Source organism: Affinundibacterium flavidum, from assembly GCF_014284175.1.
Classification (GTDB): Bacteria; Pseudomonadota; Gammaproteobacteria; order Burkholderiales; family Burkholderiaceae_D; genus Undibacterium; species Undibacterium flavidum.
Genome location: NZ_JACOGA010000004.1, coordinates 193600 through 213056, shown reverse-complemented (window position 1 = coordinate 213056; position 19457 = coordinate 193600). Strand labels below are relative to the sequence as shown.

General features: G+C 46.5%; 16 protein-coding genes. 12 read left to right on the top strand and 4 right to left on the bottom strand.

Translation table 11 applies throughout. From position 1 onward, the window contains the following. The first annotated feature begins 60 nt into the window (after nucleotides 1-60). The 4 genes from metX to H8K55_RS05695 all read left to right on the top strand — a co-directional run bounded on the left by metX (nucleotide 61) and on the right by H8K55_RS05695 (nucleotide 4241). The gene (gene metX / locus H8K55_RS05710) at nucleotides 61-1188 is read left to right on the top strand and encodes a homoserine O-succinyltransferase MetX (RefSeq protein ID WP_186941115.1); all 1128 of its coding nucleotides are present in this window, start codon (nucleotides 61-63) and stop codon (nucleotides 1186-1188) included. Beyond that, nucleotides 1185-1790, top strand: a complete 606-nt coding sequence (metW, locus tag H8K55_RS05705) for a methionine biosynthesis protein MetW (protein ID WP_186941114.1) — start codon at nucleotides 1185-1187, stop codon at nucleotides 1788-1790. The genes metX and metW overlap by 4 nt, the downstream gene beginning before the upstream one ends. Nucleotides 1791-1793: 3 nt before the next feature. Further along, nucleotides 1794-3119: an AmpG family muropeptide MFS transporter gene (locus H8K55_RS05700; RefSeq protein WP_408057952.1), complete on the top strand. Its 1326-nt coding sequence runs from the start codon at nucleotides 1794-1796 to the stop codon at nucleotides 3117-3119. 225 nt (nucleotides 3120-3344) lie between these two features. Continuing rightward, the gene (locus tag H8K55_RS05695) at nucleotides 3345-4241 is read left to right on the top strand and encodes a M48 family metallopeptidase (protein ID WP_186941113.1); all 897 of its coding nucleotides are present in this window, start codon (nucleotides 3345-3347) and stop codon (nucleotides 4239-4241) included. A gap of 121 nt (nucleotides 4242-4362) precedes the next feature. Here H8K55_RS05695 and H8K55_RS05690 read toward each other — a convergent pair whose 3' ends face one another. Further along, the gene (locus tag H8K55_RS05690) at nucleotides 4363-5133 is read right to left on the bottom strand and encodes an exodeoxyribonuclease III (protein ID WP_186941112.1); all 771 of its coding nucleotides are present in this window, start codon (nucleotides 5131-5133) and stop codon (nucleotides 4363-4365) included. 153 nt (nucleotides 5134-5286) lie between these two features. Here H8K55_RS05690 and H8K55_RS05685 point away from each other — a divergent pair, with 153 nt between their 5' ends. The 7 genes from H8K55_RS05685 (at nucleotide 5287) to H8K55_RS05655 (ending at nucleotide 14019) form a co-directional block, all read left to right on the top strand. Next, on the top strand, nucleotides 5287-5670 hold the full coding sequence (locus H8K55_RS05685; protein ID WP_186941111.1) for a hypothetical protein: 384 nt from the start codon (nucleotides 5287-5289) through the stop codon (nucleotides 5668-5670). A 22-nt stretch (nucleotides 5671-5692) separates the two neighbouring features. Then, on the top strand, nucleotides 5693-8671 hold the full coding sequence (locus tag H8K55_RS05680; protein ID WP_186941110.1) for a glycosyltransferase: 2979 nt from the start codon (nucleotides 5693-5695) through the stop codon (nucleotides 8669-8671). A 35-nt stretch (nucleotides 8672-8706) separates the two neighbouring features. After that, entirely contained in the window at nucleotides 8707-9372 is a 666-nt protein-coding gene (gene pyrE, locus H8K55_RS05675) for an orotate phosphoribosyltransferase (protein ID WP_186941109.1), read from the top strand. Between the two features lie 203 nt (nucleotides 9373-9575). Then, nucleotides 9576-10613: a GDP-mannose 4,6-dehydratase gene (gene gmd, locus H8K55_RS05670; protein WP_186941108.1), complete on the top strand. Its 1038-nt coding sequence runs from the start codon at nucleotides 9576-9578 to the stop codon at nucleotides 10611-10613. Beyond that, a complete protein-coding gene (locus H8K55_RS05665; RefSeq protein WP_186941107.1) occupies nucleotides 10597-11589 on the top strand; it encodes a GDP-mannose 4,6-dehydratase in 993 nt (330 codons plus the stop codon). Before gmd ends, H8K55_RS05665 begins: the two co-directional genes overlap by 17 nt. Further along, complete coding sequence (locus tag H8K55_RS05660; protein WP_186941106.1) at nucleotides 11586-12818, top strand: glycosyltransferase family 4 protein; 1233 nt, start codon at nucleotides 11586-11588, stop codon at nucleotides 12816-12818. The genes H8K55_RS05665 and H8K55_RS05660 overlap by 4 nt, the downstream gene beginning before the upstream one ends. 82 nt (nucleotides 12819-12900) lie before the next feature. Next, nucleotides 12901-14019, top strand: coding sequence for a glycosyltransferase family 4 protein (locus H8K55_RS05655; RefSeq protein WP_186941105.1), 1119 nt, complete (start codon nucleotides 12901-12903; stop codon nucleotides 14017-14019). A 42-nt stretch (nucleotides 14020-14061) separates the two neighbouring features. Here the strand turns inward: H8K55_RS05655 and H8K55_RS22135 are convergent, their stop codons facing one another. From H8K55_RS22135 to H8K55_RS05640, 3 genes are read right to left on the bottom strand one after another with little or no spacing between them, the layout of a single operon-like run. Then, entirely contained in the window at nucleotides 14062-15324 is a 1263-nt protein-coding gene (locus H8K55_RS22135; RefSeq protein WP_329605001.1) for an ABC transporter ATP-binding protein, read from the bottom strand. After that, a complete protein-coding gene (locus H8K55_RS05645; protein WP_222612376.1) occupies nucleotides 15321-16115 on the bottom strand; it encodes an ABC transporter permease in 795 nt (264 codons plus the stop codon). The genes H8K55_RS22135 and H8K55_RS05645 overlap by 4 nt, the downstream gene beginning before the upstream one ends. Before the next feature lie 60 nt (nucleotides 16116-16175). Further along, the gene (locus H8K55_RS05640; protein WP_186941104.1) at nucleotides 16176-17627 is read right to left on the bottom strand and encodes a mannose-1-phosphate guanylyltransferase/mannose-6-phosphate isomerase; all 1452 of its coding nucleotides are present in this window, start codon (nucleotides 17625-17627) and stop codon (nucleotides 16176-16178) included. A 328-nt stretch (nucleotides 17628-17955) separates the two neighbouring features. On the opposite strand from H8K55_RS05640, the gene H8K55_RS05635 reads away from it, so the two are divergent. Continuing rightward, nucleotides 17956-19455 carry a class I SAM-dependent methyltransferase gene (locus tag H8K55_RS05635; RefSeq protein WP_186941103.1) on the top strand — a complete coding sequence of 500 codons (1500 nt, stop codon included), beginning with the start codon at nucleotides 17956-17958 and terminating at the stop codon, nucleotides 19453-19455. The last annotated feature ends 2 nt before the right edge of the window (nucleotides 19456-19457 follow it).

Here is a 19457-nt window from a genome sequence, read left to right as displayed (position 1 = left end):
TTAGCCCCTTTTAAAATTTGTTTTTTAAAATGAGACCTTCGTAGTCTCAAGGGAAAATCTATGTCATCCGTTGGAATCGTCACGCCACAAGCGTATCGCTTCAGTGATCCTTTGCCATTGCAAAGCGGTGCCAGTATTGCCGACTACACCTTAATGGTCGAAACTTACGGCACACTGAACGCCGATAAGTCAAATGCCGTACTGGTTTGTCACGCCTTAAATGCCTCGCATCATGTCGCCGGTTATTATGCCGATCAGCCGAAAAACGTCGGTTGGTGGGATAACATGGTCGGCCCCGGCAAACCGCTAGACACGAATAAATTTTTTGTCATTGGCGTTAATAATTTAGGTTCTTGTTTTGGCTCTACCGGCCCTATGCATATCAATCCTGCGACGGGCAAACAGTACGGCGCAGATTTTCCGGTCGTCACGGTAGAGGATTGGGTACGTGCGCAGGCGCGGGTCGCCGATGAATTGGGTATCACCCAATTTGCTGCGGTGATGGGCGGTTCGCTCGGTGGCATGCAAGCTCTGGCATGGAGTATTTTATTCCCTGAGCGTTTGCGCCATTGTGTGGTGATTGCTTCTACGCCCAAACTCTCAACACAGAATATTGCATTTAATGACGTTGCGCGTCAGGCGATTTTGACTGATCCTGATTTTCACGGCGGTGATTTTTATGCGCACAAAGTCGTGCCCAGAAATGGTCTGCGCGTCGCGCGCATGATAGGCCACATCACCTATCTGTCGAACGACGATATGGCAGAAAAATTTGGACGTGAACTGAAAACTGCCGACTATCAATTTGGCTATGGCGTGGAATTTGAAATTGAATCCTACCTGCGCTATCAAGGCGATAAATTCTCCGATTATTTTGACGCGAATACCTATTTGCTGATTACCAAAGCGCTCGATTATTTTGATCCGGCGCGTGAACATGGCGGTGATTTAAGTAAAGCTTTAGCGGGTACTAAAGCACAATTTTTACTTGCTTCGTTTACCACCGACTGGCGCTTTTCGCCGGAGCGCAGCCGCGAGATCGTCAAAGCCTTGGTCGACAATAAACGCACAGTCAGCTACGCCGAAATCGACGCCCCGCATGGACACGATGCCTTTCTGTTGGATGACGCGCGTTATCTCAATTTCGTGGCTGCTTACTACAATCGCATCGCGCAGGAGTTCGCATGAATGGTCAAGAATTAAAACTGCTTCGCCCCGATCTGGCTTTCATCGCTGATTGGATCAAACCTAGCTCGCACGTACTGGATGTCGGATGTGGCGATGGCGTCATGCTCGACTATCTGCGCACCGATAAACAATGCAGTGGCTATGGCATCGAGATCGCCGATGACAAAGTCTTGGAATGCGCAAAACGTGGCATCAATGTGATTCAACAAGATATGGAAAATGGTCTGAGTATGTTTGGCGAACATGCTTTCGATACCGTTTTGTGTTTATCTTCGCTACAAATGATGAAGCATGTAGAACCGCTATTACGCGACATCGCCCGCGTCGGCAATGAAGCCATCGTGTCTTTCCCTAACTTCGGTTACTGGCCGCATCGTACCGCCTTATTGCAAGGAAAAATGCCGGTATCTAAGTCGCTGCCATTCGAGTGGTACGACACGCCCAACGTGCGTTGCGCGACAATTTATGATTTTGCTGATCTGGCGGATGACGTCGGTTTGCAAGTGATGGAATGCGTCGCGCTACATGAGGGTAAACAGATACACTGGCTACCTAATTTGCGTGGTAGTCTTGCGGTTTTCCGTCTCAAGAAGAGAACATAAGAAATGAGCGATCACGATTCCAGTTCCGATCAGAAGCCCGATCAAATACCCGATCAAAAACAAACTGCACTTGCCGTGAATAAGTGGCAAACCTATTTGAATAAACGCATGTTAATCTTGGTTTTTCTGGGATTCAGTTCAGGTTTACCTTTATTCATTCTGATCAATCTGGTGCAGGCGTGGCTGGCGAAGTCCGGTATCGATATTAAAAAGTTGGGCTTGTTTACGCTGGTGATGTTTCCCTATCCGTGGAAATTCATCTGGTCGCCTCTGATGGATAGATTCAGTTTCGGTTCACTCGGACGGCGTCGTGGTTGGATGGCATTTACTCAGGTCGCCCTGTTTTTGTGTGTAGGCGCTATGGGGATGCTTGATCCCATCGCCCAATTTTCCTGGGTGATTCCGCTGGCGATTGCAGTCGCGTTTTTTTCGGCAAGTCAGGATATCGTGATTGATGCTTTTAGTCGTGAAATTCTGGACGATAACGAACAGGGTTTAGGGGCGGCAGTTAAAGTTAATGCGTATAAAGTCGCTGGTCTGGTGCCGGGGGCTTTGTCCTTGATTTTGGCGGATTTAATTTCTTGGACGTGGGTATTTTGGATCACCGCCGCCTTCATGTTGCCCGGCCTGTTTTGTACATTGTTGGTGCAAGAACCTAAGACCTATGGCGAACCTCCCAAAACCTTGGAAGAAGCGGTTGTGTTGCCTTTCCGTGAATTCGTAACGCGCTCGGGTTGGTTGAATGCATTTTGGATTTTAGCCTTCATCTTTTTGTATCGTCTCGGCGATACGATGGCGGCAACGCTGGCGACCAAATTTTTTCTCGATCTTGGATTTCAGCTCACCCAAATTGGCGCGATTGCTAAGCTGACTTTATTTTGGGGCAGTATTGCTGGTGGTGTGGTCGGCGGCGTCTGGATGATCAAGTTAGGTATTAATCGTGCGCTCTGGATCTTCGGCGTACCACAAGCCTTGAGTATTTTAGGCTTTGCTATTCTGGCGCAGATGGGGCCAGATCCCTTGATGCTGGGCATCGTGCTGGCATCGGAAGCTTTTGGCGTTGGTTTGGGAACTGCGGCCTTTGTGGCCTATATTGCGCGCACTACCGACCCACGCTATACCGCTACTCAGTTTGCGCTCTTCACGAGCCTGGCTGCCGTACCACGCACCTTTACTACCGCTTTGATTGGTTATATTGTGGCGAGTACCGGATGGTTTAATTTCTTCTTGATTTGCTTTGCCTTGGCGATTCCTGGTATGTTGCTTTTATTTAAAGTAGCACCTTGGAATGGCGATCAGAAGACCACTGCAAACGGATTAGCTTTATAGCCCTTCATAGATACCTCTGCACAAAGTCGCGAGCGGTCGAAGTTTGAATTGAGGAGCGGACCTGTGCTAGAGCACAGCGACGCATTTGCAAATTCGGAGATTCAAAATTCGGCCGCGCAGTAAGTTGTGCAGAGGTCTCTCATAATTAACATTCGTTTGCCTTGGTGTTGATGTGAAGAACATGCTGTTCTGTTACCATTCCGGCGATAGAAATGGAGATCACTCATGATGAAAAAATCTTTATTAGCACTTGCCATTAGTTCGGCCTGCTGTGTTCCAGCTTTAGTCACAGCGCAAGACCATGAACCGCAAGATGGTGTCAAAGTCGGCAAAATGTCGATGATGCGCAAGCTCGGTAATCTCGGTGGAAATTTAGATCAGCAGGCTGCCACGCAATACATGCAAACCATGAAAGATGCGGAGCAAAAGCGTGCATTAGCACCAGACAATCACCCACAGGTCATCCGTTTGCGCGCTATCGCTAAGAAACTGATTCCGTTTGCGTTGCCGTGGAATGATCGTGCCGCAGAATGGAAGTGGGAAGTGAATTTGTTAGGCTCTACCCAAATCAATGCTTACTGTATGCCTGGTGGCAAGATAGCCTTTTATACCGGCATTCTCGATACCTTAAAACTAACTGATGATGAAGTCGCGATTGTGATGGGACATGAAATTGCCCACGCTTTGCGCGAACATGGCGCGGAGCGCGCTGGTAAGTCTCTTGCCACCAATATTCTGGTCAAGGGTGCAGCCTTGTTTGCTGAATACAAAGGCTATAACGGTCAGGCTGTCGCGGGAGCTGGCGGTGTGGTGGCAAATTTATCTATGTTAAAGTTTTCGCGCGATGATGAGACCGAAGCTGACATTGTCGGTCTCGATATCGCCGCCCGGGCTGGTTACGATCCTCGTGCTGGCGTCGCTCTATGGCAGAAAATGGGCATCGTGAATAAGAAAGCGCCACCGAAGTGGTTATCGACACATCCGGCTGGTACAGACAGGATCAATGAAATTCGCAAGCACTTCCCGGAAGTAATGCCTTTGTATGCAAAAGCGAAAGATGTAGATTTGTCGACCTTGCCACCGTATCGCAGTAATGTGAAGGGTGTTCCTGAGGTGAAATAAGCAGTGGGAATGAAAAGCTAAATAAGAATTAAAAAAAGCTTGATCGAGATTTCTCCATCAAGCTTTTTTATGTCGCGTGCTGTAAATCACCCGGCGATGTGCAATATTCAATAAGTAATCATCAATAATTAATAATCAAAGGCGAATGATCGCTAAAACGCTGCTCTTTATAAATCGACGCAGATTTTGCTTTAGCCGCAATACCTGGCGTCGCCACGTGATAGTCAATCCTCCACCCGACATTATTCGCCCAGGCCTGACCGCGATTGCTCCACCAGGTGTAAGCCTCGCCAGTGGTATCGGGATGCAGGCGGCGATACACATCGACCCAGCCCATCTCTTCGAATAAATGCGTCATCCACGCACGTTCCTCTGGCAGAAAGCCTGAGTTTTTCTGGTTGCTCTTCCAATTTTTTAAATCGATTTCTTTGTGGGCGATATTCCAGTCGCCGCAAATGACTAGTTCTCGGCCTTCATTAATTAAACTCTTTAATTGCGGTGCAAATTCGTCCATGAAGCGAAATTTAGCTTCTTGCCGTTCTGGCGAAGACGAGCCCGACGGGCAGTACACTGAGATGACAGATAGGTCGCCAAAATCACAGCGCACATAACGTCCTTCCGCATCAAATTCCTCGCTGCCAAAGCCGATATGAACGGCATCGGGTTTCTTTTTGCTATACACGCCAGCGCCCGAATAGCCTTTCTTTTCTGCATAGTGAAAATGACCATGATAGCCATGTGGCTGCAAGAAGTCTTCCGTCATATCGTCAGCTTGTGCTTTTAATTCTTGCACGCACAAGAAATCCGGCATTTCTAGCTTCATCCAGTCGAAAAAGCCTTTTTTTGCGGCAGAGCGTATGCCATTCAGATTAGCTGAGATGATTTTTGTCATGATTTGTAGGGAAATGTTAGCAATTGTTTGAATGTCTAAATTATAGAGTGAGATTAGCACATACTTTCAGACAAAGTCATACGGATCGAGCCAAAGCAAATCAAGCAGTATGGTTTATACTAGCGCCCTTACACTTTTATTACCTTAACTACCATGAGCGAACAGCAATTGCGAGAAGAACTTGATGCGGTTTATCGCAGCACTTCATGGCGAATCACTGCTCCTCTACGTTTTTTCATGGCTGGCTTGAAATTCTTGATTTACTCGATTGGTTCGCCAAAAAAATCAATGATCCGTGTCTTGCGCTATCTAAATCAGTATCGGTGGATCGTATCGGCTGCAACATTTGTTTTAGATTATTTTCCGGGCATAAAAAAAAGGATACGTGGTCATGTTTTTAATTTTGAACCACAGGCGTCTGAGTTTAGGCAAAAACCAGCAAAGGATAGTGTTGCATTGAAGCGTACAGCCAATATGTCAGAAGCATCTATTCAAATTTTGTCCGAGTTGGAAGCAGCACTTAAAAATAAGAAATAAAGAATAAGAAATACAAAACTTTATGCGCCTACTAATAGATTTACAAGCTTGCCAATCCACCGGAAGCCGTGACCGGGGCATAGGTCGATATTCCCTTTCGCTGGCGAAAGCGATGTTAGCTAATGCAGGTGGCCATGATTGTCACCTATTGTTGAATGGATTATTTCCTGAAACTATCGCCAATTTGCGTGATGCTTTTGCACATGCTATTCCAGCGAAAAATATTCATGTTTGGCAGGCTGCCAAACCCGTTGCCGAAATATCGCCTGGAAATATGTGGCGTTGTCGTGCCGCTGAATTTGTGCGTGAACAGGCCTTGGCGGAATTGCGCCCAGACATAGTTCACGTCAGTAGTTTATTTGAAGGTTCGGGCGATGACGCTGTCACCAGTATTGGGGTGAACGGAAATCTATTACCAACGGCGGTCACTCTCTATGATCTCATTCCGCTAGTTTATGAAAAACAATACTTAACGAATCTGCCATTTAAGAATTGGTACTATCGGAAATTGTTGAACGCCAAACGCGCAAACCTGCTGCTGGCGATTTCCGAAGCATCACGTCTGGAAGGTATCGAATATTTGCATTTGGCACCGGAAAAAGTGGTGAACATATCTTCGGCAGTCGATGCGCAATTTCAATTACGTAGTGCCAGTGATGCCAGCATGTTGGCAATGCGCCAGCGCTATGGCTTGTCAAAGCCCTATGTGATGTACACAGGGGGGATTGATTTACGTAAAAACATCGATGGACTGATTGTTGCCTATGCCGCGCTTTCAAGCGAAATACGGCAACAACATCAATTGGCGATCGTATGTAGTGTGCGTGCGGATGACCGCCAGCGCTTAATGAAGCTGGCACACAGGCATGGTTTGACAGAACAAGATCTCATTTTGACTGGATTTGTTCCTGATCACGATTTACCCTTGCTCTATCAGGAATGTAAATTGTTTGTGTTTCCTTCGTGGCACGAGGGATTCGGATTGCCCGCGCTCGAAGCGATGTCTTGTGGCGCCGCGGTGATTGCGGCGAATAGTAGTAGCTTGCCTGAAGTGCTGGGTTGCGACGATGCTTTGTTTGATCCGCGGAATATGTCGTCCATTACAAGTAAGATGGCACAAGCTTTGAGTGATCCGGCATTCATAAGATTTTTAAGTGAACATGGTGTACAACGGGCTAAACATTTTTCTTGGGACGCATCTGGGAAAAAGGCAATTGCGGCATTAGAGGATATGCATGTGCGAGGGCAAGAATCTCAGCGAGTTTTATTGCGAGGTGGCCCGGTAGTTCCACCGGCGACAAAATTGCGTTGTGCCTATGTTTCGCCTTTGCCTGCGCTGCCATCTGGAATCGCTGATTACAGTGCTGAATTAATTCCAGCGCTGGCGGAATATTACGATCTGACGCTCATTGTGGTGCAAGATCAGGTCGATAATGCTTGGCTACAGGCTGGCTTTCCAATCAAAGATGCACAATGGTTAGAGCAACATCGAAGTAAATTTGATCGAGTGATTTACCATTTTGGAAATTCGCCAGCACATTTGTACATGTACGATTTATTTGAAAAGGTTTCAGGCACGATAGTCTTGCATGATTTTTTTCTGGGAGATGCGCTCGCATACGCGGAAATGAATGGTATGGCGGCTCAAATCTGGACGAGGATGCTCTACAAAGCACATGGATATCCAGCTTTGTTGGCACAACGTGAAGATGTAAATCATCAGGATTTGATCCGGCGGTTTCCTTGTAGCCCGGCGCTGACGCAAGCTGCAGATGGTGTCATCGTGCATTCTGAGTATTCGTGTGCATTAGCGAAGCAATGGCAGGGAAGCGAGGTTGCGGCGCAATGGAATATTATTCCGCATTTGCGAGAACTCCCGCCACGTATAGATAAGACACTAGCGCGTCTCCGCTTAGGTTTTGACCACGACGCTTTTTTAGTCTGCAGTTTTGGCATGGCGGGTCCCAGCAAATTGAATAAGGAGTTGTTAGAGGCATGGAATGCGAGTGATCTATCACAGAGAGAGAATTGTTATCTGATTTTTGTCGGACAGAATGACCAAGCTGACTACGGTAAGGAATTTCAATCACTGATGAATGCGAGTCCATTTCCTCAGAGAATTCAGATTACCGGTTTTGCCGATATTGAACTTTATCGAAGCTACTTACAAGCCGCTGATGCAGCAGTTCAATTGCGCTCGCAGTCGCGCGGCGAAACTTCTGGGACGGTGATAGATAGCATGGCGTATGGCTTGCCATTGATTTATAACCAACATGGTACGATGGTTGAAATACCAGAGAGGCTCGCATTTGGTTTAAATGATCAATTTAATGTGCAAGAGTTGCAAGATGCTTTAGAACAGATTTATTCAGATCAGCATCTGCGAAAAAAATTGAGCATCGCTGCGCAGAAATATGTCGCCGAAACAAGGCAGCCGTCCCAAATCGCGATGCGCTACTGGGAGGTAATCGAAGAACAAGCGCAGAAAAATGCCAATGCCTTAATGCACAAGACGGTAAAAAATATTGCGGAAATCGACGAAACTATCCACATCGCACAAGATGTCAATGACACCGCAAGTTCTCTGGCTCAGAATAAAAAACGCATCAATTTGCCAGTGATATATGTATTGGTAGCTGCTTCGGATACTAGTGCCACTGACCTCGATCATGAAACTCGACTTCAAGTTGAAAAACTGTTACTGCAAGAGAGCAAGCTGCGTTTTGAATTTGTACGGGCCAGTTCAACAGGTTTACGTTATGCCCGGCAATGGGCATGGCGTAATTTCGGTTTGCGCCCCGTTATGATGGAAGATGATCACATCCATTTAGAGGCAGGGGATTATTTACTGGGAGCGATAAGCACCGATCAAGATTACGCCCCACTTTTAGACCTGTGTAAATTTCATGGTGTCCATATTTTGTCCGATCAGCTTACTTTAGATGCGTCAGGAATCAGTAGTCCAATGATGACGCAGATGCTTGGTCTTTTTTCGAATTGAATATCAACACTCAAATAGAGTGAAAGGAATTTATTGTGACTGCTTTAACCGAAGAATTTATTCGTTTTGCTGTTGATGCCCAAGTGATTCGCTTTGGGGAATTTGTTACCAAAGCAGGGCGCACTTCGCCGTACTTCTTTAATGCTGGTCTATTTAACGATGGTGCCAATTTAGGCAAAGTTGCCAATTTTTATGCGCAGACCTTACTTGATTCTGGTATTGCGTTCGATATGCTGTTTGGTCCTGCTTATAAAGGCATCACTCTGGCATCGGCCACGGCGGTTGCTCTGGCGAATAAGGGCAGGAACGTGCCGTTCGCCTACAATCGCAAAGAAGCTAAAGATCATGGAGAAGGTGGCACTATCGTTGGTGCGAAATTGGCAGGTCGTATTGTGATTATTGACGACGTAATTTCAGCTGGGACATCAGTGCGCGAGTCTGTGGAATTAATTCGTGCAGCAGGTGCCGAACCGGCAGCGGTTTTGATCGCGCTTGATCGTATGGAGCGGGTGGGGGCAGACGATGCCTTATCCGCGAATTCTGCGGTACAAGAAGTGAGTCGCAGCTACGGTATCCCAGTGATTGCCATTGCCAACCTGAATGATTTATTTGCTTGTTTGTCAGCCGAAAATGCAGATGCTCGGTTAAGCCAATTCAAAGATGCGGTTGCCAACTATCGGCAAAAATACGGAGTGCTTTAATCTCAATAAAAATAGTCCAATTTAAAGTAATTGCAGTATTTGCTTACAAATAAATGACAAAAAATTACTATTGGCAACACTAAGTGCAGGTATACTGATCAAATGTGATGACCATCACAGAATTAGTAAGCGCAACGTGGAAATATTCGTTATAGCGTTAAAATTATTTAAAAATTAATATTCGCTCAGGCGAAAGGTTTTGCATGAACAAGAAAGCATTAGTCACTGGTATTACTGGACAAGACGGCGCCTATTTGGCTCAACTTCTGTTAGAGAAGGGGTATATCGTCTATGGCACTTATCGTCGTACCAGTTCGGTGAACTTTTGGCGTATCGAAGAATTAGGAATCCAAAATCATCCGCAATTGCATTTGGTGGAATACGATTTGACGGATCTATCTTCTAGTGTACGTTTGATACAGTCTACGGGCGTGAGTGAAGTTTATAACTTGGCGGCGCAGAGTTTTGTTGGCGTTTCATTTGAACAGCCTGTCACCACAACCGAAATCACAGGTTTGGGCGCGCTCAATTTATTGGAAGCGATTCGTGTTGTTAATCCTAAGATTCGTTTTTATCAGGCTTCTACTTCTGAAATGTTTGGCAAGGTACAAGCCGTGCCGCAGATAGAAAGTACACCGTTTTATCCACGTAGTCCGTATGGCGTAGCGAAGTTATATGCGCATTGGATGACCATCAATTATCGTGAGTCTTACGGGATTTTTGCCTGCAGTGGTATCTTGTTTAATCATGAATCACCATTGCGTGGGCGTGAGTTTGTAACACGGAAGATTACGGATTCTGTCGCCAAAATCAAGCTCGGCAAACTTGACTGCCTGGAATTGGGCAATATGGATGCGAAGCGTGATTGGGGTTTTGCGAAAGAATATGTAGAAGGTATGTGGCGTATGCTGCAAGCTGATGAGCCAGATACTTTTGTACTCGCGACGAATCGTACCGAAACCGTGCGCGATTTCGTGACGATGGCATTCAAAGCAGCAGATATACAGTTGGAGTGGGAAGGCAGCGCGGAGAATGAAACTGCGCGATGCTCGGTATCAAAAAAGATCGTTGTCAAAGTGAATCCGAAGTTTTATCGCCCAGCCGAAGTGGAATTACTGATAGGTAATCCACAAAAAGCAAAAGACGTACTAGGTTGGGAGCCAAAAACAACTCTAGAACAGCTGTGCCAGATGATGGTCGCAGCAGATATACAGAGAAATACACATGGACACTCATTCTAAACATGCGCGACCACGCGCGCTGATTACTGGCTTACGCGGTTTTACTGGCGAGTATCTGGCACGCGAACTTAGCGCATGTGGCTATGACATTTACGGTACCGCTTATGGCAATGAAGCCCTAGGTCTAGGGGTTTATTACGTCGATCTGTGCGATCCCGTGGCGGTGCAAGAAGTCGTAAATCAAGTGCAGCCCGACATTGTCGCCCATCTAGCGGCGATTTCATTTGTGGGGCACGGCAATGTTGAAGATATCTATCGCATCAATGTGGTTGGTACGCGCAATTTATTGGCAGCATTAAGTAATCTGCCGACGCCACCGCGTTCGGTATTAGTCGCTAGTAGCGCAAATATTTATGGCAATTCTAGTGCTGGCGTGATTGCCGAAACCGAAACGCCACAACCAGCGAATGATTATGCGGTCAGCAAATTGGCAATGGAGCATGTTGCGCGTTTGTGGATGGATAAGCTGCCGATCTTTATTACGCGCCCATTTAATTATACGGGCGTCGGCCAAGCAGACAATTTTTTGCTGCCCAAAATTATCAGTCATTTCAAACGTCAAGCAACACAGATTGAATTAGGAAATCTGGATGTTGCACGGGATTTTTCTGACGTTAGAAATGTCGCTAAAGCCTATTGCGAATTGTTATTGAAAGCTCCGGCTGGAGAGACCTTTAATATTTGTACCGGCCAGGCTTACACGCTGCGCGAAGTGATTCAATTGGTAGAAGAGCTCGCTGGATATCCGATACAAGTTCAGGTAAATCCAGCATTTGTGCGCGCCAATGAAGTACGGATCTTGATAGGGAATCCTGACAAATTACATCGTTGTATCGGTGTTTTGCCAAGCATAGAACTGAAGCAAACCTTGCAGTGGATGTTGTTCGAGCACAATCTGATTCGTGCAGCAGTCAATACCGTCAGCAATCCATCTCTTGTCCAATCACGGCATGTGATGATTGAGGCCGCAGCTTGAAAGTCATCCTCTCGATAGAGGCGATTCACGCACCACTGGCAGGGATAGGACGTTATGCGTGGGAATTAGCAACCCGCGCTCCGGCACACCCTGCGGTTGAATCTATGCGCTTCATGTCGGATGGACGTTGGACAGAATTGCCGATAATTGAACCAGCTAGTGGTGTCAGTACGTCGCTAGAATCGGGTCAATCAAGCTCTACTCCTACCACCGCCGAATTAAATCATAAAGGCAGAATTCGGCAACGCCTGGAAAATATTCCCGCGCAATGGCGTCGCCATTTTGGTCAAATTCCTATCGTTTCGCGCCTATATGGCAAGTTGATGCCAGGCTTAGTCGCAGGAAAATTAAATAAAGTCAAAGAGGGTGTTTTTCACGGTCCCAATTATTTTGTGCCACAAACACATTTGCCGACCGTGTTAACGATTCATGATCTTTCGATTTATCGTTATCCGCAATGGCATCCGAAAGCGCGAGTTGAACGCATGCGAGTGACCATTCCGACTTCAATCGAGCGTGCCAATTTGGTCTTGACTGATTCAGAAGCGATACGTCGTGAATTGATCGAACAATTCAAATTGCCTGAACAAAAAGTTAGAACAGTGTTGCTAGGTGTTGATCCGATCTATTTCCCCCGCTCCGAGTCAGAATTGCTACCAGTGTTAAGTAAATTTGGTTTGCAAACGAATACGTATTCCTTATTTGTATCGACCATAGAACCGCGCAAGAACTTACAAAATTTAATTGCCGCCTATCGCGCTTTACCGCTCGCCGTGAAGCAACGCTGGCCTTTAGTGCTTGCGGGTGGACGAGGCTGGGAGAGCGGTGCTATCCATGCTGCGATACTGCAAGGTGAAGCGGAAGGATGGTTGAAGTACCTTGGTTTTGTCGGGCAAAATGCCTTACCGTATTTGTATGCGGGCTGTCGTTTGTTTACTTATCCATCGTGGTATGAAGGATTTGGATTACCGATTGCCGAAGCGATGGCGAGCGGCGTGCCGGTGTTGACATCGGATACGTCTTCGATGCCCGAGGTCGCGGCAGGCGCTGCTTTGCTGGTGAATCCAGCGGATCAGGACGATATTCGTACTGCACTGATGCGCGGATTAGAAGATGAAGCATGGCGCCTGCAAGCGATCACACGCGGACTGATGCGTGCTAAAGAATTGAGTTGGGATGCGTGCGTAAATAATACAGTCGCGGCCTATCAAGCCGTTTCACGGTGTTGATATTGGCCTTTGATCGATCATTTACCGCAAGATCATTTACTGCGAAATCACTCACAGCGAGTTGTCAGAAAAATAGTCAAGAATGAAAATACTTCATTTTTATCGCACCTACTATCCCGATAGTTTTGGTGGTGTAGAACAAGTCATACGGCAAATGGTGACGGGTTCCGCACGTCTGGGTATCCAAGCGGAAGTGTTGACTCTGACACGTGAAAAGCACGAGTTGGAACTAGAGTTTGAAGGACATGCCGTGCATCGTGTGCCTTTGAATATTGAAATTGCTTCGACTGGGTTTTCATGGTCGGCATTTTCCCGTTTGAAGCAATTAGCAAAAACGGCCGATGTTATTCATTATCATTTTCCGTGGCCCTTCATGGACATTGCGCATTTCGCCTGTCAGATCAAGAAGCCTAGTGTGGTCACTTATCACTCCGACATAGTGCGCCAAAAGCATTTGTTTAAGCTGTATCAGCCATTGCAGAATCAATTCTTAAATAGTGTCGATAAGATAGTCGCAACCTCGCCCAATTATCTGGCGACCAGTGCGACTTTGGCGCGCTATCGGGAAAAAACCGAAGTGATCACCTATGGTTTGGATGCAGCAATTTATCCAACCCCTTCCCGTAATTTGTTGGATCAGTGGCAAGCACGATTCCCTGCACCATTTTTCTTGTTCGTCGGTATGCTGCGCTACTACAAAGGCTTGCATGTTTTACTTGAGGCCGTGGCTGGCACGCAAATCCCTGTCGTGATTTTGGGAGATGGTCCGGTCGAAGCAGAGCTGAAGCGACAGGCACAGAGTCTGGGTTTGCAGAATGTGCATTTTCTTGGGGCTTTGCCAGAAGAAGACAAAGTCGCTTTGATGCAGCTCTGCTACGGATTGGCGTTCCCATCCCACCTACGTTCTGAGGCGTTTGGCATCACTTTGCTGGAAGCGGCTATGTTCGGTAAGCCTATGATTTCTTGTGAGATCGGAACCGGTACTTCCTACGTGAATGTGCATCAACAAACCGGTCTGGTCGTGCCTGCTAGCGATCCACAGGCATTTCGGCAAGCAATGCAGTATTTGCTAGAGAATCCAGCGCAAGCACAGCAGATGGGTAAGCAAGCGGCGCAGCGTTATGCAGAATGCTTTACCGCCGAGCGAATGGCGCGCAGTTATCAGACGCTTTATCAACAATTGCTTACAAAGCGAGCATAAGTTCGTGAATGTAAATTGACTAAACAACGCAACTTTTGACGATTAGCTTGTTTCCGATTTCTTCTGTACATCCACAATGAATTTAGTATTCAACCAATGACTGCCAATGAAGAAGTCTTTGTCGACGTTAATGACATCAAACACCAATAGATTGTCTGACCATTCAAAGTTTTGATCCAGATGTGACTCGCCACGAGTTAAGGCAGTTGTGACTGAGTAAGAACCCGCACCAAGATTGCAGTCAAACGGCAATACAAAACGTAAACTATCGCCAGCTTGTAAATTCGCTTGCAATTGACCGGTATGCCAAGTATTGCTACCCCAGATCACACTGCCTTGTTTGTCGCGCAACATCATTCCTAACACTAACTCAGGAATCTCATCCAATACCTCGACTTCGCAGACTAATTTAACTGCTTGCCCAACTTGCGCTGCAGCTACTTCAGTGTCGGTTTTTTGATCGAGTAATTGCAGGCGTTTGACGACGGCTGTGCCAGAACCTGAACGTGTTTTTAGCCATCCTTGCGCATCACGACTTTGTTCAATCGCGAGTTTTTCATTTTCTTTTTTCGCGATTAATGCGTTATAAAAATCGACAACCTCATCTGGCGCACCTTGCTTGAGCATATGTCCCTGATCGATCAAAACGACGTGATCACACAGAGAACGAACATCACCCATGCCGTGCGTTACCAAAATAATGGAAGTCCCTTGAGCTTTGAACTGACGGATGCGGTCAAAACTTTTGTGTTGAAAATAGCTATCACCCACCGACAAAATTTCATCGACAATCAGAATGTCAGGGCGCACCGCAGTAGCAACCGCAAATGCCAATCGCGCCTGCATACCGCTAGAATAGACGCGTAATGCCTGATCGAAAAAATCACCGATCTCGGCAAAGGCTTCAATGCCGGGCATTAATTGATCGAGCTCTTGATTGCTCAGTCCCATCAAGCCGCCCGCCATATATGCGTTTTGACGACCAGTGAATTCGGGATTAAATCCTAAGCCTAATTCCAGCATGGCGCTGATACGTCCATTCACCGTAATGCTGCCTTGCGTCGGGCGCACTGTGCCAGTAATCATTTTCAGTAAGGTACTTTTGCCGGCACCATTCTGACCAATGATCGCAATCGCCTGACCGGTTTGTACTGTGAAACTAATGTCCTTATTGGCCCAATATTCATAGGCTGGTTGGACGTTTAAACCCATCCAGTTGAGTAGGCGTGAAAAATTGCCATGGTATTTGGCATAGCATTTACCTACGCCATCAATGTTTAATACGCTGTGATTCGCCTGACTCATAATGCATCCACCAAATCCGCACTAGCGCGACGGAAAATCCAAAACGCGAAGAGAAATAATCCTGCACCAATCGCGAATGGCGTCAGCAGATTTTCCCAGGCTGGAAATCTTCCGTAGAGCAAAGCGTCCTGATAAATTTTTACCAGACTAGACATAGGATTGACACCTAAAATAAAACTAAAACGTTTCGGTAAACTATCTGCCGTATAAACTACCGGCGTCAACCAAAACCATAATTGCATGACGATGGTCATAACCTGCCCCACGTCGCGCGAAAATACATTGAGTAAACCAAGCAAGATACCCAATCCAAATGCAAACAAGACGATTAAGAGCATACCGATAGGAAGCGTCAACCATGCCAGATTTGGGGGATGACCCAGAAATAGAAATACGAACAAAATCGCCAACAACAACAGGCAGTGATTAAGCAATGCGCTACCACCGACGATTAATGGCAGGCAGATGCGCGGGAAGGCAATTTTTTTTAAGGTATTGGCGTAATCAATAAATACGGTGCTGCAACGGGTGACGATTTCCGCAAATAATCCCCATGCTGCAGTGCCCGCCATCAGATACACCGCATAGGCTGTCTTGCTATCAACGTGAGGTAATTTGGTTGCCAATACTTCTGATAATACGATGGCAAATATCGTCGCCTGCGCTAGCGGATTTAAGATCATCCATAGGGCACCTAATTTACTGCGTGCAAAGCGACCGCGAAATTCGGCCTTGATAGACGACAGCATAAAATGCCGGAACGCCCAGATAGAAACTAAGAGGGCTTTCAATTAAGAACTCGCAATTCTGGAAAAGAAATTAGTGTCAGCATGAAGTAAATCAGTCAGGCCTTATTCAACGCGTCCGTAAATATCGCCAAAACGAACGATGTCATCTTCACCCAGATAAGTGCCCGATTGTACTTCGACTACTTCCAGATCGATCGTGCCGATATTTTCTAATCTGTGTTTAACACCGAGTGGGATATACGTAGACTGGTTTGCGCTCAAGTGCAAGATGTCGTCACCACGTGTGACACGGGCCGAACCAGATACGACGATCCAATGTTCGGCGCGGTGATGGTGCATTTGCATCGACAGACTGCCGCCCGGTTTGACGACGATGCGCTTGACTTGAAAGTGTTCTCCGCTATCGACGGAATCGTAATGACCCCACGGACGATACACCTTGCGATGATTATCGGTCTGCAGATAATTATTATCTTTGAGGCGCGTAATGATGCGTTTGATATTGCAGGTGTTTTGCTTGTTCGTGACTAAGACTGCGTCCGGTGTTTCGACCACAATGACATCGTGTAGACCTAAACATGCGACAAGTCGGCTATCCGAAATCACCAAACAGTCTTTCGAGTCTTCCATTAAAACATCGCCGCGCACCGAGTTGCCTTGCTCGTCTTTGTCTGAGACTTGCCAGACCGCATCCCATGCGCCGACATCAGACCAGCCCGCATCGAAAGGGACAACACAGCCGCGTATGCCGAGTTCAGGCGTGTTGGCTAATTTTTCCATCACCGCGTAATCGATAGAGTCGGATGGGCATTCAGCAAAAGCAGCTTTATCGATTCGTACAAAATCACAATCAATCTTGGCTTCCTGAATTGATTTTTCGCAGGCTAGATACATAGGCAGATTGAAATGCTGAATTGCTTTGAGCCAGACGCTGGCACGCATCATAAAGATGCCGCTATTCCAGACATAGTTGCCACTTGCTACGTATTGTTGCGCGACTTCGTGCGTAGGTTTTTCGACGAAATTTTTCAGTGCGACTGGTGCGCCGCCATCGATAGACTCGCCGACTTCTATGTAACCATAACCAGTTTCAGGTCGGGTTGGTACGATACCAAATGTGACCATTGCACCTTGCAATGCTTGCGGCAATCCATTTGCTACCACCGCATGAAATTTTTCTTCATCAGCGATTACATGATCCGCTGGCATGATCAGCAGCACACTGTCTTGATCTTGACTGCAGGCGTTGAGTGCGGCGAGGGTGACTGCTGGTGCGGTATTTTTTCCGAATGGTTCTAAGATTAAAGCGCAATTCTGGTAATCAATTTCGCGCAATTGTTCTGCGGTGATGAAGCGATATTCTTCATTGCAAACGACGATGAGTTTTGAACTGACTTCAATTTCACCCTGAAAACTTCTGACGCGCTGCGCGGTCGCTTGTAACATCGTTTCGTTGTTAAACAGCGAGAGTAATTGTTTAGGGTGTTTTTCGCGTGACAATGGCCACAAGCGAGTGCCGGAACCGCCCGACAAAATTACCGGTTGAAGTAACATGCTCTTCCTTCAGATTTGAATCGTATTGATATTTTGCTGATATTTGCAGATGTGTTGATTATTTTGCTGGAGCGTATTGTGCTTCAGATCAGATTGTCTGTGCAGACAGCTTAAAGTTCGATGAAATAAGGCAAATAATAAAGTCGCTTATTGTACATGCAGATTAAGCCGGTCTTTGTTGAAGATTGTCTGAATATTGTAGAAATATAAAATCAGTAAAGCGAACAAGTGGGCTGATCATTTATACTGAGATATTTTCAGCGCGGCGTAAATTGATGCCGCATTGTATTGAGTTAAGTCGAAGATCATGGCGAAGAGTAATTATATTATGAAAACACAGCAGCAGCTTGATGCAGAAGATGCCTTGATTCGCCAAAGAATTCAATCAAATGTCGAAGGTACGCGTAAGCTTGGACTTGAGCAAGGCAGCGCGTCAGACGAAATCGAAGTAAATATTTTTGCACAGAAACCCTTGTTTCCACCTAGCCCAGAAAACTTGCATTGCGCGTTGCCACAGGAGCAGCCAGGTAAAGTGTGGCCGCGTGGCTTTATGCCCTACCTTCAAGCCAGAGTTGCCACACTGTTTGATACAAGCCTGGCATTGAAAACTCGCCTGCGTTCCTTGCCAGTTATAGGATATGGTTTTGGCTGGTTAAATGCTTTGTTACGCTTGCCACTCACGCGCTATCGTCATACCGTTGCGATCGATGTATTGCGTCAACAGAATAATTTGTTGCATGCGCAGATACAAAGCTTAAATCATAGAATTAGTTTGTTAGAGCCGTATACTGACAGTATGTCGCAACGCACTGATCAATTAGAGGCTGTACAAAGCGCAGCGCGGTTGCGTCATTTAGAAAACTTTGACATCGGCAATCGCTTGATGCAGCTAGAGCAGTTAGAAACTGCACGCAAATTTAAACAATTGACGCACTTGATTAACGTGGTGCAGCGTGCTTACCCGCAGGCTCAATTTCAGGAGCAAACTCAGGATCAACTGAGCAACACGCAATACCACCAGCAAATCTTACAGCGCCTGGATGTATTGGAAAAAATGGTGCGAGTGCAGTCATACGTGCCCACAGACGACAATACGTATGAATCACAGCACGGTGCAGAAAGACCTGCAGCACAGCCAACAGATGATGTAACAGATAAGCCAGATTTAGCCGCTTTCTATCTCGAATTTGAAGAACAGTTTCGTGGCATGCGGGCGGATATTAAGCGACGCCAGGAAGTTTATTTACCCTATTTAGACGAGATACTTGGGCAAGCTGCGGAGAATAGAAAATTATTTGTGGACGTTGGGTGTGGGCGTGGTGAATGGTTGGAATTGTTGAGTGAATCTGGGATTCCAGCCATAGGAATTGATTCTAATACCAGCATGGTTGAGGCTTGTCTGCAGAAGGGCTATGCAGCAAAAGTCGCGGATGGTATCGCATTTTTGCGCGAGCAAGAAAAATCCAGTCTATCAGGTGTGAGTGGATTTCATATTATTGAACATTTACCGTTTGAGGCCTTGATCGCCCTGTTTGATGCAGCGTATGCGGCGTTGAGTGATGGCGGTCTGCTGATTTTTGAAACGCCGAATCCAGAGAATCTGATTATTGGTGCTTGCAATTTTCATTTCGACCCTACGCATTTGAAGCCGATAGTTCCGGAGGTTGCACAGTTTATTGCGAAGCAGCGTGGTTTCCGCCAAGTTGAAATTAAACGTCTCCATCCTTTCCCTGAAGGGGCGCATATGACGGATGGCAGTCAAGTTGCTCAGACCCTGAATAAATTCCTTTTCAGCGAACAAGACTACGCCGTGATTGCGCGCAAATAGTA

Excerpts from the sequence above, each read along its gene's own strand:
- metX (WP_186941115.1), top strand. The coding sequence starts at position 61 with ATGTCATCCGTTGGAATCGTCACGCCACAAGCGTATCGCTTCAGTGAT.
- metW (WP_186941114.1), top strand. The coding sequence starts at position 1,185 with ATGAATGGTCAAGAATTAAAACTGCTTCGCCCCGATCTGGCTTTCATC.
- H8K55_RS05700 (WP_408057952.1), top strand. The coding sequence starts at position 1,794 with ATGAGCGATCACGATTCCAGTTCCGATCAGAAGCCCGATCAAATACCC.
- H8K55_RS05695 (WP_186941113.1), top strand. The coding sequence starts at position 3,345 with ATGATGAAAAAATCTTTATTAGCACTTGCCATTAGTTCGGCCTGCTGT.
- H8K55_RS05690 (WP_186941112.1), bottom strand. The coding sequence starts at position 5,133 with ATGACAAAAATCATCTCAGCTAATCTGAATGGCATACGCTCTGCCGCA.
- H8K55_RS05685 (WP_186941111.1), top strand. The coding sequence starts at position 5,287 with ATGAGCGAACAGCAATTGCGAGAAGAACTTGATGCGGTTTATCGCAGC.
- H8K55_RS05680 (WP_186941110.1), top strand. The coding sequence starts at position 5,693 with ATGCGCCTACTAATAGATTTACAAGCTTGCCAATCCACCGGAAGCCGT.
- gmd (WP_186941108.1), top strand. The coding sequence starts at position 9,576 with ATGAACAAGAAAGCATTAGTCACTGGTATTACTGGACAAGACGGCGCC.
- H8K55_RS05665 (WP_186941107.1), top strand. The coding sequence starts at position 10,597 with ATGGACACTCATTCTAAACATGCGCGACCACGCGCGCTGATTACTGGC.
- H8K55_RS05655 (WP_186941105.1), top strand. The coding sequence starts at position 12,901 with ATGAAAATACTTCATTTTTATCGCACCTACTATCCCGATAGTTTTGGT.
- H8K55_RS22135 (WP_329605001.1), bottom strand. The coding sequence starts at position 15,324 with ATGAGTCAGGCGAATCACAGCGTATTAAACATTGATGGCGTAGGTAAA.
- H8K55_RS05640 (WP_186941104.1), bottom strand. The coding sequence starts at position 17,627 with ATGTTACTTCAACCGGTAATTTTGTCGGGCGGTTCCGGCACTCGCTTG.
- H8K55_RS05635 (WP_186941103.1), top strand. The coding sequence starts at position 17,956 with ATGAAAACACAGCAGCAGCTTGATGCAGAAGATGCCTTGATTCGCCAA.